General features: G+C 55.5%; 13 protein-coding genes. 6 read left to right on the top strand and 7 right to left on the bottom strand.

Annotated features, from left to right (window positions below; all coding sequences use genetic code 11):
- Window positions 1–95 precede the first annotated feature (95 nt).
- Window positions 96–545, bottom strand: coding sequence for a prepilin-type N-terminal cleavage/methylation domain-containing protein (locus tag VGK48_03075; protein HEY2380144.1), 450 nt, complete (start codon window positions 543–545; stop codon window positions 96–98).
- 270 nt (window positions 546–815) lie between these two features.
- Between VGK48_03075 and VGK48_03080 the strand changes: the two genes are divergently transcribed.
- The 5 genes from VGK48_03080 (at window position 816) to VGK48_03100 (ending at window position 6742) form a co-directional block, all read left to right on the top strand.
- Window positions 816–2741 carry an O-antigen ligase family protein gene (locus tag VGK48_03080; protein ID HEY2380145.1) on the top strand — a complete coding sequence of 642 codons (1926 nt, stop codon included), beginning with the start codon at window positions 816–818 and terminating at the stop codon, window positions 2739–2741.
- A gap of 1 nt (window position 2742) precedes the next feature.
- Complete coding sequence (locus VGK48_03085) at window positions 2743–3723, top strand: phosphoglycerate dehydrogenase (protein ID HEY2380146.1); 981 nt, start codon at window positions 2743–2745, stop codon at window positions 3721–3723.
- A 128-nt stretch (window positions 3724–3851) separates the two neighbouring features.
- A complete protein-coding gene (locus tag VGK48_03090) occupies window positions 3852–4889 on the top strand; it encodes an HD domain-containing phosphohydrolase (protein ID HEY2380147.1) in 1038 nt (345 codons plus the stop codon).
- A gap of 112 nt (window positions 4890–5001) precedes the next feature.
- Window positions 5002–5985 carry an NAD-dependent epimerase/dehydratase family protein gene (locus VGK48_03095; GenBank protein HEY2380148.1) on the top strand — a complete coding sequence of 328 codons (984 nt, stop codon included), beginning with the start codon at window positions 5002–5004 and terminating at the stop codon, window positions 5983–5985.
- Between the two features lie 52 nt (window positions 5986–6037).
- Window positions 6038–6742 carry an FkbM family methyltransferase gene (locus VGK48_03100; GenBank protein ID HEY2380149.1) on the top strand — a complete coding sequence of 235 codons (705 nt, stop codon included), beginning with the start codon at window positions 6038–6040 and terminating at the stop codon, window positions 6740–6742.
- A gap of 1 nt (window position 6743) precedes the next feature.
- Here VGK48_03100 and VGK48_03105 read toward each other — a convergent pair whose 3' ends face one another.
- The 6 genes from VGK48_03105 to VGK48_03130 are packed head-to-tail and all read right to left on the bottom strand — an operon-like array spanning window position 6744 to window position 13050.
- Window positions 6744–8096 carry a flippase gene (locus VGK48_03105; protein HEY2380150.1) on the bottom strand — a complete coding sequence of 451 codons (1353 nt, stop codon included), beginning with the start codon at window positions 8094–8096 and terminating at the stop codon, window positions 6744–6746.
- A gap of 54 nt (window positions 8097–8150) precedes the next feature.
- Window positions 8151–9068 carry a sugar transferase gene (locus tag VGK48_03110; protein ID HEY2380151.1) on the bottom strand — a complete coding sequence of 306 codons (918 nt, stop codon included), beginning with the start codon at window positions 9066–9068 and terminating at the stop codon, window positions 8151–8153.
- Window positions 9069–9560: a GDP-mannose mannosyl hydrolase gene (locus VGK48_03115; protein ID HEY2380152.1), complete on the bottom strand. Its 492-nt coding sequence runs from the start codon at window positions 9558–9560 to the stop codon at window positions 9069–9071.
- Window positions 9544–10752: a glycosyltransferase family 1 protein gene (locus VGK48_03120; GenBank protein HEY2380153.1), complete on the bottom strand. Its 1209-nt coding sequence runs from the start codon at window positions 10750–10752 to the stop codon at window positions 9544–9546. Before VGK48_03120 ends, VGK48_03115 begins: the two co-directional genes overlap by 17 nt.
- A complete protein-coding gene (locus VGK48_03125; GenBank protein HEY2380154.1) occupies window positions 10736–11848 on the bottom strand; it encodes a DegT/DnrJ/EryC1/StrS family aminotransferase in 1113 nt (370 codons plus the stop codon). Before VGK48_03125 ends, VGK48_03120 begins: the two co-directional genes overlap by 17 nt.
- A 5-nt stretch (window positions 11849–11853) precedes the next feature.
- Window positions 11854–13050, bottom strand: coding sequence for a DegT/DnrJ/EryC1/StrS family aminotransferase (locus VGK48_03130; GenBank protein HEY2380155.1), 1197 nt, complete (start codon window positions 13048–13050; stop codon window positions 11854–11856).
- A gap of 134 nt (window positions 13051–13184) precedes the next feature.
- On the opposite strand from VGK48_03130, the gene VGK48_03135 reads away from it, so the two are divergent.
- Window positions 13185–13439: GDP-mannose 4,6-dehydratase (locus VGK48_03135; GenBank protein HEY2380156.1), on the top strand; the 255-nt coding region annotated here is incomplete at its 3' end.

Consider the following 13439-nt stretch of genomic DNA (forward strand, 5'->3'; position numbering starts at 1 on the left):
ATTGAACCTGCGCTTTACGTCATCCCCCGGAAAAGCAAAAACGCGGACCGCCCGAAGGCGATCCGCGTTTTTATCAAGACAGAATCGGAAAACTTCTAGCCAACCGGCGCTCCGGACTGACCCGTCGGGAAACAGTTGCCATTGGGGCCGCCGCAACCGCTCGTAGCAGTGGAGTAGCGGATGACTGCATCCGGCAAACTATAGTAGGCAAACCGGCCGGCGTTCGCCGATGTCGGCGCTGCCCCAACAGTGTAGTCCGTGCCCGAGGCGGATACGGTGAAGTTGTATCCCGAAACCGAACCCGTGAACCGGGTGTCCAGAAGACCCTGGGAAACCAGCGATATCACATTACCGTAAGCGCCCTGATTCGACGACAGGTAGGTTACTTCAGCCGTGTTAATGGTTCGAACCTGTGCGACGGCCGATGATTCCTGTGCCGCTTGGCGCGACCGCAGCAAACTGGGGATTGCGATGGTCGCAATGATCAGAATGATGGCCACCACGATCAACAATTCCAACAACGAAAACCCGCGATTACTCTTCATTTGTCTATGCCCTCCGTGTTTAAACAAAATCAATTTTTTCTCCTAGGCCGAAGTCTGTTTCGCCGGTCCGAAAACTTGGAACGGGCCACCGAACTCCCAACAGTCCCCACCTGAGGCCGCACACAGTAATGCAAACGGGTAGCCATCTTGCTGATGAAGCAATATCTATGGTTTGCGAGAACTTTAAGCCAAAAATATGACAAATTCCGTCAATAAGATTGATTAATAACGTCACTTCCGGAGAATCGCACCAATGCTAGAGTGTCTGCCATGCTGAAGCGGCTCGGGATTGAGGACAACCTGCAGTTTGCACTCACGCTTTGCATTCTGACTGTCATTGTCGTCACGACGTTGGGCAACAGCGGCGGCGCCCCCTGGGCCTTCTTCACATATCGCACTGCGCTGCTCCTGCTCGCCGTTCTGTCGATTGCAGGTTGCCGTCGGGCCGGTGAACGGATTTCTTCATTCTTTCTGGGAGCCGCCGGACTGCTCCTTGCGCTGATGGTCATCTCGGTCTTACGGATCCAGGGATCGCACTTCGAAGGTTTATATCTCTGGTACAAGTACGTGCTCTTTGCCTGTGCGTTTCTCGGCCTGGCAAAGTATTCGCGCTACCGATCGCCAATATGGAAGGGATTCCTTCTTGGTGCGATTACCGCCGTCGGACTCGTTTACGTGCTGCAGGACCTGATAACGAAGAAATATCCGGTGGCCGGATTTTCGCCCAACAATACCGACTATTTCGGCACTTTTCTCCTGATCGGTCTGGCGGTTGCATTGGCTGCAGCAGTCTTCGGTCAGGACCTCCGGTGGCGCGCCGCGGCAGGCGTTTCAGGCGCCCTTACACTCTTCGGCATTTTCAAGACGACATCGCGAGGCGCGACTCTGGCGGCCGCCGTGATGATCGTGATCCTCGCAATTCGCGGACGTAATCGGATCGCGCGGCCCGTCTGGCTGATGCTGGGGCTGCTGTTTCTGGTAGCTGCCATTGTATCCAGTCCTTACCTCATCCAGAAATTCACCGACCGCGGCGAACACGATCCATATAACTATGCGCGGATCGAGATCTGGCGCGGAGCTCTTCCGATCATTGCGCACAATCCCATATTTGGGGTCGGCTTTGGCCAATACTTCCACATCTCCAAACGCTACACCTTGCCGATCGACGGCGCCGTTGCCCGTTATTTGAAACGCGCACAGATGGCGCATAGCGAGTATCTTCAGCACGTTGCTGAACAAGGCATACCTGCCGCGCTGATTTTATTTTCGCTCCTCGGGTATTTGATTTACCTCGTCTGGAAGCGTGCCGGGAATGCCTGGCCGGAGCAACGAATATTTCACGAGGCGGCTTTATTGACAGCCGCTGGCGTGGGCCTGCATGCAGCTGTCGATAATTGCTGGACGATTCCGGTAACAGCGTCGGCCTTGATCGTGCTTTCAATGGCCGATCCCCTTCCGCTCGCAAAAAAGGAATCGTGGCGAACCTGGACGGCGCGTGAGGTTGCTCTCGCTGCTGTCCTGCTGGGTGCAGCCTACGTCGTTTCGACGCTGATTCCAGGCATGGGGCTGTACTACAACGATATGGGCCATCAGGCTTACGACAGGAACGACTATGCGAAGGCCGAACAGTACCATCTCAAGGCCATTCGTATTGCGCCCGACAATCCCCTGTTTCTGGACAACCTCGGAATGGTTTATCTGCAGGCCTCTATTGACAGAAAAAATCCCGCACTGCTTGTACCTGCCCATACTTATCTCGCGCGCGCAATCTCCGCATGTCCCCAATCGTTGGAGCCGCATATCCACATGGAGACGCTTTTATTGCGTTCGCTGTCCGGAGATCCCGCGCGCGATTCCGCTCTGTATCGGGAAATCATTCAGGTCGACAGCGAGATGTTGACAATCGATCCATACGTACCATTTCCCCGGAAGAATCTGGCCGGCGCCTACTACAACCTGGGCGACTCCGCCGAAGCCTTCAAGCAGGTCCAATTGGCCATCCATTACGAACCCAACTACGTACCCGGATATCTGCAACTCGCATCCTGGTATGCCGATAGCGGCAATGTCGTTGCTAACCGCCAATACACCGCGGCGGCGACGACGATCGTCGAGAAGTATCGCAACTTCAAACCGACCGAAATTTACGAAGCCATACTGCTCGGCAGACCGACGCTGCCGGGGGATACCAGATAGAATGCCTGAAATTCTCATCACCACGTCTCCATTCGGAGAAGGCGACGCCGCTGCACTCGAACTTCTCACAAGGAACAACATCTCCTACAAGCTCAATCCGCTTAAACGTCGGTTGAGCGAACAAGAGATTGCAAGTCTGATCGGCTCATACGAAGTGGTTATCGCCGGAACCGAACCTGTCACGGCGTCCGTTTTGGATCGCGCGCCGCAGTTGAAACTGCTTGCACACACCGGAATCGGCCTCGATAACATCGACCTTGGCGCTGCGCGTGCGAGAGGCATCGCGGTGACGTACACGCCGTCGGCTCCCTCCCCCGCGGTTGCCGAACTCGTTATCGGGCAAATGATTGCGCTGCTGCGAAAATCGGCATGTGCCGATCGCCGGCTGCGGCAAGGCAGCTGGAATCGGATCATTGGCCGGCGTCTGGCGAACATGACGGTCGGAGTGATCGGTGTCGGCCGGGTCGGACGCCTGGTCGTCCAGCATCTCCAGGGCTTTAAGCCCAGGCGCATTCTGCTCAACGATTTGGCTGTCGACGATGACTATGCAAGGCAAAACGGCTGCGAGTGGGCCGCTAAGGAAACTATCTTCCGCGCTGCCGACATCATTACGCTTCACATTCCTTTAACTCCGCAGACACGGCGGCTGATCGGCCCGAGCGAACTCCATTCGATGAAGCCCGGCGCCGTCCTTATTAACACGTCCCGTGGTCCGATCGTGGACGAGGCCGCCCTTACCAATGCCTTACGCGAACGGCCGGATTTCTCCGCCGCAATCGACGTGTTCGAAGAGGAGCCCTACAAGGGCGAACTCGCCGGTCTCGAAAACTGCCTGCTCTCGTGCCACATGGGATCCTGCACGGACGATTGCCGGCTCGAGATGGAAACCCAAGCAGCCAAAGAAGTTATTCGATACTTTCGCGGCGAACCCTTCGCTATGCCGGTGCCCGATTCGGAGTATGCCCTCCAGGCCGAAATGTAAGTGAGAACATTGGATCATTGCATCAATGATGCGATGGTTTCAAAAGAATGAACTGGCGGTTGAGACTCCTGAGTGGGAGCGCGCTTATGATACTCTCTGGGTGAGTCGAAATCGATCCGAGGTGGTGCATGGCCAAAGTCTTGATTGTGGATGATGACAGGCATGTTGTTCAGCTCACATCCGAAGTGCTCAGGCTCGGCGGCTGTGAGGTCGCTGCGCGTACCGATCCGCGCGAAGGCATAGTCGCATTCGAATCGTTCCAACCGGAGGTCTGCGTCCTGGATTTTTCGATGCCGGGAATGACCGGAGGCGACGTGTGCCGGCGGATGAAGGAACTGGATCCTACAGTTGAAGTTGTCTTTCTCACCGGCGAAGCCGATACCGGCCTCGCAGTAGAAATGATGAAACTGGGCGCACTCGACTATCTGCTCAAGCCTGTGAACATCCCGCAATTGATGACGGCGGTGTCGCGCGCTGCCGAACACCGGCGCCTGGTGCTGGAAAACATTGCGTACCGGGAACGGCTCGAAACGCTGGTTGTGGAGAGGACCAGGGCGCTCAATGAAACCCTCGACCAGCTCGGCGTGGTCCATGCCGCGACTCTTCACACGCTCGGGCTGGCGCTCGATTTCCGTGACCAGAGTACCGGCGGGCACTCCGCCCGGGTGGCGCGGCTGACCAAGGGTATTGCGGAAGAGATCGGCGTCTCGGGTCACGCTCTTCTGCAGATCGAGCAGGGCGCTCTCTTACACGACATCGGCAAGTTGAAAATCCCGGACCGGATTCTGCTGAAACCCGGGGCTCTGACCACCGACGAGTGGGCCACCATCAAGTGCCATCCTGAATACGGCCGCGAGTTCCTGGAGCGGATCGATTTTCTCGGCGGCGCCGCCGAACTCGTCTATATGCATCATGAAAAATTCGATGGCAACGGCTATCCCCAGGGCCTCCGCGGCGATGCGATTCCGATCGGCGCGCGCTGCTTCGCCATTGTGGACTCCGTCGATGCCCTCATTTACGAGAGGCCATATCACCGGGCGATCCCGTTCGATCAGGCGGCCGCGGAAATTCGCCGCTGCGCCGGGTCACACTTCGATCCCGACCTGATCGATGTCGCGCTCAATCACATTGAGAGCCGGCTTGAGAAGCGCGCAATGTCCGCCTGAAACACCAGCAGGCCGTCTGCGAACTTGTTTTTAGCCGCCAATGAGGCAAATTACGCCAATTAATTGGCGTAATTTGCCTCATTGGCGGCTAAACTTCTCTTTCGAAATTGCTGTGAATAACTATAACGGACACAAGGTCTTGATAACGGGAGGCCTTGGCTTCATTGGAAGCAACCTCGCGATTCGCCTTGTCGAATCCGGTGCGTCGGTCACCCTCCTGGACTCGAGGCATCCGACGTGCGGTGCGAACTATTTCAATATCGAGCCCATCAAAAACGACGTCGAGGTGATCGAAGGCGACAGTTGCAACCTCGAACTCATGCGTACGCTGGTTCGAGGTAAGCGCTTTATTTTCAATCTGGCAGGCCACGTCAGTCACATCGAATCGATGCAGCAACCCTTTGAGGACCTGCAAATGAACACGGTCGCGCCACTCACCGTGCTCGAAGCATGCCGGCAGGAAAACCGCGAGGTGCGCGTCGTCTATTCCGGCACACGACAGGCTTATGGGCGGCCCGAATCCCTTCCACTGGTCGAAACGCAGGTTCTGAAGCCGATCGATGTCAATGGTGTCAGCAAGATGGCGGGCGAGTGGTTTCATATGGTGTATCAGCGGGCACATGGGATCGCGGCCGTGTCGCTGCGTCTGATCAATACATACGGACCGCGGCAGCTGGTAAAACATGCCCGGCAGGGTTTCGTCGGATGGTTCATCAAGCAGGCGATCGAAGGTGAAGAGATTCAGGTGTTTGGCGACGGCCGGCAAATCCGGAGCTTCAATCACGTGGACGATGTCGTGGACGCCTTATTGATTGCGGGCTTCGACCAACGACTGGATGGCGATTATTTCAATCTGGCCGGTGTGCGGCCGATTTCTCTTGAGGAATTCGTCAAGACACTCATCGCGGCAGCGGGCAAAGGCTCGTACCGCATCGTTCCCTTCCCGTCCGACAAGAAGGCCATCGATATCGGAAGCGTCTACAGCTCCGCCGCGAAATTCAATGCGATCACGGGATGGAAAGCTCGCACGGCGATCGAGCAAGGTCTGGGTCACACGCTCGAATACTACCGTCAGCACCGGGAACACTACTGGTGATCCGGTCCATCCGCTCGACATGTTTGTGTCCTTCATGCTTCACTACCGCTCAATGAAGACGCCGAGCAAGTGGCGGGGGCTGCGCCGAAGGTTGCAAGCCGCATGGACAGGAATCACCGATCCCTTCGCCAGACTGTCATATTCGCAGGAGGGCGAAGACCTCATCCTGGAACGTATTCTCGAAGGCCGCGACAAAGGGTTTTACATCGACGTGGGTGCGCATCATCCGAAACGCTTTTCGAACACGTACCGCTTTTACCTGAAGGGCTGGTCGGGGGTGAACATTGATGCGACGCCCGGATCGATGGAGCCATTCCGAACGGTCCGGCCACGTGACCGGAACATCGAAGCCGCGATCTCAGCGGATACACGCCCGATCACATTTCATCTTTACAATGATCCGGCCTTGAACTCGGCCCAACCGGCCGAAGTCCGTAATATCGATCCGGCCAGGCATCGCGTTATCCGGCAGGTCACGGTAACGCCGCGCCCTCTCTCGGAGGTCTTGTCGAGTGTCATTACAAACGGCCAGATCATCGATTTTCTGACAGTCGATGTGGAGGGTCTGGACCTTCAGGTTCTGCGCTCGAACGACTGGCAACGGTACCGGCCTGCCCTGGTGCTTGCAGAAGAGGTACGCCGCGCTGATAGAGAGCATGAAGGCGAAATCACGGAGTTCATGCGGGCGCAGCACTACACTGAATTGTGCCGTACGATGAATACCATCTTTTTCCGGGATGATCGGGGCCGTCTGTAGCTCAAAACGAACCACGAAGGCGCCGCAACGATGCAAAGACATCACGCCAGTTCGAATACTTCCATGCATTCCAGGGCATGAACATCTGAGTAACAATCCGACCCTGATGTACCGTCGGGCCGTAAAAAAAACTCGTGGCATAGCCTCCGACGGCATAAGCCGCCAGTGTTGCCACCGCCGCGCCGCGGCCACCATATTGTGGTATCAAAGTGAAATTCAGCAGAATATTCAGTACTGCTCCGGCGGCGGTGGACAAGAGCAGGAAGGTATTTAAATTCCTTGCGTTGCAGTAAGCGCTCCGGATCAGACCCACGCCGACAAAAACCCCGGCCCACACGCTGATGGCGAGCATCGTCTGCATGCCCTCGTATTCGGCGCCGTAGAGCGCGGTAGACACCACTCCCGAAAACAAACTCAGCGGCAAGGCGAAGACATACGCCACAAGGACCATGGCGGCATAGAACCGCCGGACGGTCGAGTCCAGCCGATCCTGAGACACCGCGTTGGCGTCCACCAGCTTCGGGAAAATCGATGTGGATATAGCCACCAAAACGAAATACCAGCCTTCGGAAATGCGGACAGAGGCGGCATATTTTCCGATTTCCTGCACGCTCGATAAGCTCTTCAACATCACCTGGTCGATGCGCATATAGACCATTACCATCAGCGAGGCAAACATCAGCGACCAACTGTCCCTTAACAGCGTCCGCGCAGTGGCGAAACTCCATTGCCATGCCGGGGTGTTCACTGCCTTTGCACGATGCACGATGAGCAACATGCTGGCCGCCAACAGCAACTCCCCGGCGCCGGCAACCGCAAACGCCTTTAAAGGAGCCCGGTAAAAGATCAGCAGCAGCTTCAGCACGGAGATCACCTGGAAGGCGATGGACCGCGCAACGGTCACGTATTTCGATTGGAGAAGGGCCTGAAAATCGTAGTCAACAACGTCGGCGGCCTGGGCGATGGTTCCGGCCGCCGTGATCGCCACGAGCACTATCGTCCGGACATCTCCCGGATTGAGGACACCTGCGATCCCAGTCGCGGCCGCAAGAATGACAAAACCGCCGGCCAGCTTCAGGAGAAAGGCCGTGCCCAGGATTTGTCCCCTTTCGAGGCGCCTTGTGACCAGTTCCCGTACGACAATCCGCTCCAATCCCAGATCCGAAAGCCACGCAAAAAGCGAAACAAATGCCGCCGCATAGCTGAGCAAACCAAATTGTTCGGGGCCCAGATAGCGCGCCACCCAGATTCCCACGACAAGGCCTATGGCCATCCGAACGACCTTGTCCGCTATCAACCAGCCAGCGTTCTGCAGGGCGGAGCCGGAAGCCGGCTTGATTTCTTGCGTCGCCATAAGACAGGGCACTCATTCTATAATGCCGTCGCGGATCGAACGGGAAGATGTTGCTCAGGCCAGGAAGGGCTTCAGGAAAGACTTCAGGAATGACTTCAGCCTCCACCTCAGGCGGATGGAATTGAACCGGTAAAAGGCACGCACAATTCTCGGGTCAGGCCTGATCTCGCGAGGAAAACGGACCGCTGCGCCGGACAGGCTATTCCCGATTTCGACCGATAAACGATCGGTTACTCCGCAATGGACGCCAGTCCCATCAAATCCGATATTCCGGACCCGGGACTGCACAGGGAACACGCAGAACGCGTTATTCTGATAGTGCGCATAGCACCACCGTATCGCCCACGAATCGATTTTCCCCTGAAACTGCAGGTCGAGCATATTCGCGAGATCGTTCCCGCCACGATTGAACTGCCGGCGCGCCTGGACATCCGACTTGAAGACCGGATAGTCTTGCACATCCCAATCCACCATGCGCCAGCGATCGCGCCATGTCGCCCACCCCCACGAATTGCAACGGTAGCTGAAATACGCATCGAATGGGTACGACGGGTCGATCGCAATCGGAAAATTGAATCCGGTGACTGAAAATACGCGGCTCTCCGTTTCATACGCCGCCAGCGCCTCATTGATGAATGCGAGATAGTCCGGCGCGGTAACGATGTCGTCCTCCAGTACCACAAGACGTTCGTAGCGCTCGAACAGACTGCTGACTCCGGTGATAACAGAACGCGCCAGTCCAAGATTCGCAGACCGCTCGACAACATTCACGCTCTTGAAGCCGTCGATCCTGGCGAGCACGCGCCGCACCTCGTCGACATTCGTGCGCTCGAACTCCGTCCGCGGCGCATCCGAAAAAACGTAGAGTTCAGTCCTCGCGGCCAGGCTGTTGAGCCGCAGAGCCTCCAGGGTCTGGCGAGTGTGATCGGGGCGTTTGTAGCAAAACAGCACCACTGGCGAAGGTTCCGGCATTCATCCCTTCCCGTACTGAAATTTCCATAGATTCGATGGTTCGTCGGCAAAATAACTTTTGGTAAATGGATGAACCTCCGGATCAGAACGCAGATCCATGGCATCTACAAAACGATATGAATTGTGCTGGGCATCGGACAAAGCCAGCTTACTGTGAGGAAGGACAACCTCGCTTGCCATCACCACGTAGTGAGTATTGAAACCTGGATCTTCGAAAACATTGCCCTCATAGATATGATCGTAGATCCCCCGGAATTTCATTTCGCAGAGATCGAGTTCCAGGCCGAGTTCCTCTCTCGAGATCCTGCGAAACGCCTGCTCTGCGGATTCATTCTTGAAAATGCGCCCGCCAGGCACAAACCAGAAACCGCGCGCCGGAGCGTTCTTCCTTAATCCAAGGAGGATTTTGTTCTCGGGACTCTTCACAATGAGATCCACCGCCAGCAGAGGCGTATTTCGCACGACCGATTTGAATTCAGCAGGCTCCAGCATCAGTCACTGCCTCGATCTTTTCGAAAAACGAAAGATAACTTCTGGCCGCATTGTTCCATGAATAGTGCTCGATGTTTCGCGAGTTGGTCTCTCTCTGACGCTTGCGGTACGGCTCGTCATTCCAGATTTTGTTCAAAAGCATGGCCAATTCGTCTACGTCCAACGACTGAAAGAGATTAAGGTCCAGAATCGCACTCATTTCGACATTCGGAGGAGTGCTGGAAGCAATTATCGGCGTTCCCGCCGCGGCCGCTTCAAGAATACAGAGACTGCTCGATTCATAAAGCACTGAAGTAATCATGAAGCGCGCCGTTCGATACAGGCTTGTCAGATCCGCGAAAGGCACCTTGCCCAGGTAACGAACGTAATCCATCTTGCGTTCTTTGATAAAAGCGAAGATCTGTTCCGCTGCCGAGAATATAGCGCCCGTCAGGACCAGAGGGATTTGTAAGCCATGCGTTGTTTTAAGCTTATCCACCGCTTTTAGGACTGTTATGTGGTTTTTGTGGGGCCAAAGCTGCGCCGGGTAGAAAAGAAAATCGGCCGGCAGGTTATATTTCTCCCGGACCCGGGCGTCGGCTTCGCGGGGTCCCTGAAAGTCGGACACGTTCACGCCTTCAGGCACCACGAAAATCTGTTCCGGCCGCAATTCGTTAAAATGCGTGAGCAGATCCTGCTTGATAAATTCGCTGCTCGCCTGAATATAGTCCACATACTGTGCGCTAAGCGTGAACAGCACATGGCGTGAAATCAGTTCCTGTTTCGAGAAGAATTCCGGGTAATGGAATTGCTGGATGTCGTGCATCGAAATGACCGTTGTCTTGCGAAGATCGTAAGGAAACAGAACCGTCGTGGGCGCATAAATGATATCGGAATTTGCGTCCATGATCCGGGCGATTGCGGGAAACATCCAATCGCTCACCCGCCGATAGAGTGCGGGGACATTTGTCATCCGCGCTGCTTTCCGGATTCCTCTTTTCAGAGTCGACTGATACTCCGGAACCGCGACGATCTTGAAATTCGGCCGCTCCCGGAACCGATCGAACAACGACAGATTCGTCGGCACGGCATAAATCTGGAACTGGTGCTCCGCGCCGATCGCAGCAAAACCGGAAAGGAGGCCGAATGTGTAGGTGTTGATTCCGCCGCTGTAACCCGGATCGACGTCCAGGCAGTTAATTCCGATCCGCATAGAAGTCCCGGATCCTGGAAATGACAAATGCCTGATCTTCGTCTGTCAAATTGTAAGACGAGGGCAGGGAGAGCCCCTGATCATAAATCCGGCCGGCAACGTCGAACGAACCGCGCAAGTCGACTTTGCTCCTGTAACAGGGCTGCAAGTGCAAAGGGTAGAAAAACAAACGGGTTTCGATGCCATGTTCGCCGAGATATTTCCGCAAAGCATCGCGATCATCCGTCAGGAACGATGTGAACCAATACACCGGAGCGCACCTGGGGTCGATAAATGCCGGACGAAACCGCTTCAATCCGGCGAGTTCCTGCACATAGCGATCCCGGATTCCGGCTTTCTTCTCGATGATGCGCGACAGCTTTCCCATCTGAGCAACGCCGATCGCGGCCTGCATCTCCGTGAAGGAAAAGTTAAAGCCGATATGCTCGTGGATGAAGACACCCTTTCCATCGCGTCCATGATTCTTGAGACGGTAACTGAGCTGGCTCAGGCGTTGATCATCCGTCAGGATGACTCCGCCCTCGCCGCACGTAATCGTCTTGTTACCGTAGTAAGAAAGTATACCCATGTCGCCGAATGTCCCGACATGACGTCCGTTGAAGCGAACACCCACGCCCTGCGCGGCATCTTCGATAATCCTGAGTCCGCGCTGCGCCGCGAGTTTACCCAACGCATCCATGTCTGCCGCCTGTCCGTATAGATGCACGGGCATGATGGCCTTGGTTCTGTTGCTGATGAGGAGTTCAGCTTTTTGAGGGTCCAGACAAAAGGTGTCTTCTGAAACGTCGCAGAACACGGGAGTGGCGCCGGCCATGATCACTGCATTTGCAGTGGCGATGAACGTCAAATCCGGGACGATCACTTCATCACCGGGACCGATTTCAAGGGCCTTGAGGCAGCAATAAAGCGCCATTGTCCCGTTCGTTACGGCAATAGCGTACCTGGCGCCGGTCAGTTGGCGAGTCCGCTCTTCAAACTCCCGGGTAAGTTCCGCTTCGACAACGAAGGTGGAGGCGACAACACGTTTAAGCTGGATAAGTTCTTCTTCGTCGATCCATGGCTGAATTTGCCTGATCGTTTTAGTCCCTGTTGCCATCCTGCTCAACGATTGTGCCTGAAATAATCACCGAAGGCATCAATGACAAAGTCCACTTCCTCTTCCGTCATGTAGGGATGACAGCCGAGATAAAAGGAGGAGTGATTGATCCGCCTGGCTACCGGGAAGCGATCTTCCAGATCATCTCCATAGAGCCGCCGGTAAATCGGCTGGTTGATGAGGGGAAGTAAATCGCGAGTCTCGATATTGAGGCTTTCCAGGTGATTGACGAGCTTTACCTTTGTGTCGTTCCTTACGGTGACGCCGTAAAGCATGTACGAGTGCGTTCGGTCAGGCGGGCAGGTCGGCAGCTGGATCTCGCCGCTGAACCTGGCCAGCCGGCTGGTGAACTTATCGGCAATCTCCTTGCGCCGGCGGATGATTTCATCCGCACGGGCGAGTTGTCCGATTCCGATCGCGGCCTCCATCTCCGTGCACCTGAAGGAATGCCCCACCTGAACGAAGGAAAAACGCCGCGCCACGATCTTTTCGAGCATGCTTTCAGTAACGTTCTGATCGTCGGTACAACTGATGTAAATCGTGTCGCGGCCGTGATTCATGAGGCTGCGAATATCGTCTGCCAGTTCGGGGTTGTTCGTCGTACAAAAACCGCCCACGCCAGTAACCAGAAAGTGAGCCACATACGTAGAGAAAGTTCCGACGTCGCCGATGCTGCCGACAAGTTGTCCGTTATACCGGGCAAACATGGTCTCGCAGGAATCCTCGATCACTTTAAGACCATGCTTTTCCGCCAGAGCCATAATCGGCCCCATCGTTGCGGGAAGGCCCAGCAAATGGACAGGAATGATGGCACGGGTCCGGTTCGTGATTTTCCCTTCAATTTTGTTCGGGTCAATGTTGAAAGTCTCTGCTTCAACATCGACGAAAACCGGGACCATGTTGTTATGGAGGACGATGTTGCTCGTCGCGACAAATGTGACCGCCGGAACGATAACCTCATCACCGTCGGACCACCCGTAACGCACCTTCATGGCCTGCAATGCCAGGTGCAGCGCAGATGTGCCGCTGTTCAAAAAAAGCGCATGCTTGCAGCCATGCCGGGCCGCGAAACCTTCCTCAAACGTCTTTGTCATCGGTCCGTAGGTCAAGCGGCCGGAGTCGAGCACCTGGTTGACGAGCTTCTTTTCGCAATCGGTTAACACCAACCCGCCGACGCCGATCTGGTGAGGGTACTTTTCCACTACTCTTTTCCCGCCTTCAAAATAGCCACTGGCCGTGGGTATTTAACCAGATAGGCGCAAACCGGACCAAGAAATAATCGCTTCAGCGAAGTTGAAATCGCGGCGTCATTCTATAATGCCGTGTCGAATCAAATATGAAGAGCGCACTCATCACTGGAATCACGGGGCAAGACGGCTCATATCTGACGGAGCTGCTTCTCAATAAGGGCTACACGGTTTATGGAATGATCCGGCGGTCCAGCTCCTTCAACACCGAACGCATCGACCATATTTATCAGGACCCCCACGACCCGAATCCGAAGCTGCGGCTGGTTTACGGGGACCTGAATGACGCCAGTTCGCTTAACAAGATCATCCGGACCGTGCAGCCGTCGGAAATCTATCACCTG

Source organism: Terriglobia bacterium, assembly GCA_036496425.1.
Taxonomy (GTDB): Bacteria; Acidobacteriota; Terriglobia; order 20CM-2-55-15; family 20CM-2-55-15; genus 20CM-2-55-15.

Coding starts and splice junctions, on each gene's coding strand:
- VGK48_03075 (HEY2380144.1), bottom strand. CDS start 545: ATGAAGAGTAATCGCGGGTTTTCGTTGTTGGAATTGTTGATCGTGGTG.
- VGK48_03080 (HEY2380145.1), top strand. CDS start 816: ATGCTGAAGCGGCTCGGGATTGAGGACAACCTGCAGTTTGCACTCACG.
- VGK48_03085 (HEY2380146.1), top strand. CDS start 2,743: ATGCCTGAAATTCTCATCACCACGTCTCCATTCGGAGAAGGCGACGCC.
- VGK48_03090 (HEY2380147.1), top strand. CDS start 3,852: ATGGCCAAAGTCTTGATTGTGGATGATGACAGGCATGTTGTTCAGCTC.
- VGK48_03100 (HEY2380149.1), top strand. CDS start 6,038: ATGAAGACGCCGAGCAAGTGGCGGGGGCTGCGCCGAAGGTTGCAAGCC.
- VGK48_03105 (HEY2380150.1), bottom strand. CDS start 8,096: ATGGCGACGCAAGAAATCAAGCCGGCTTCCGGCTCCGCCCTGCAGAAC.
- VGK48_03110 (HEY2380151.1), bottom strand. CDS start 9,068: ATGCCGGAACCTTCGCCAGTGGTGCTGTTTTGCTACAAACGCCCCGAT.
- VGK48_03115 (HEY2380152.1), bottom strand. CDS start 9,560: ATGCTGGAGCCTGCTGAATTCAAATCGGTCGTGCGAAATACGCCTCTG.
- VGK48_03120 (HEY2380153.1), bottom strand. CDS start 10,752: ATGCGGATCGGAATTAACTGCCTGGACGTCGATCCGGGTTACAGCGGC.
- VGK48_03125 (HEY2380154.1), bottom strand. CDS start 11,848: ATGGCAACAGGGACTAAAACGATCAGGCAAATTCAGCCATGGATCGAC.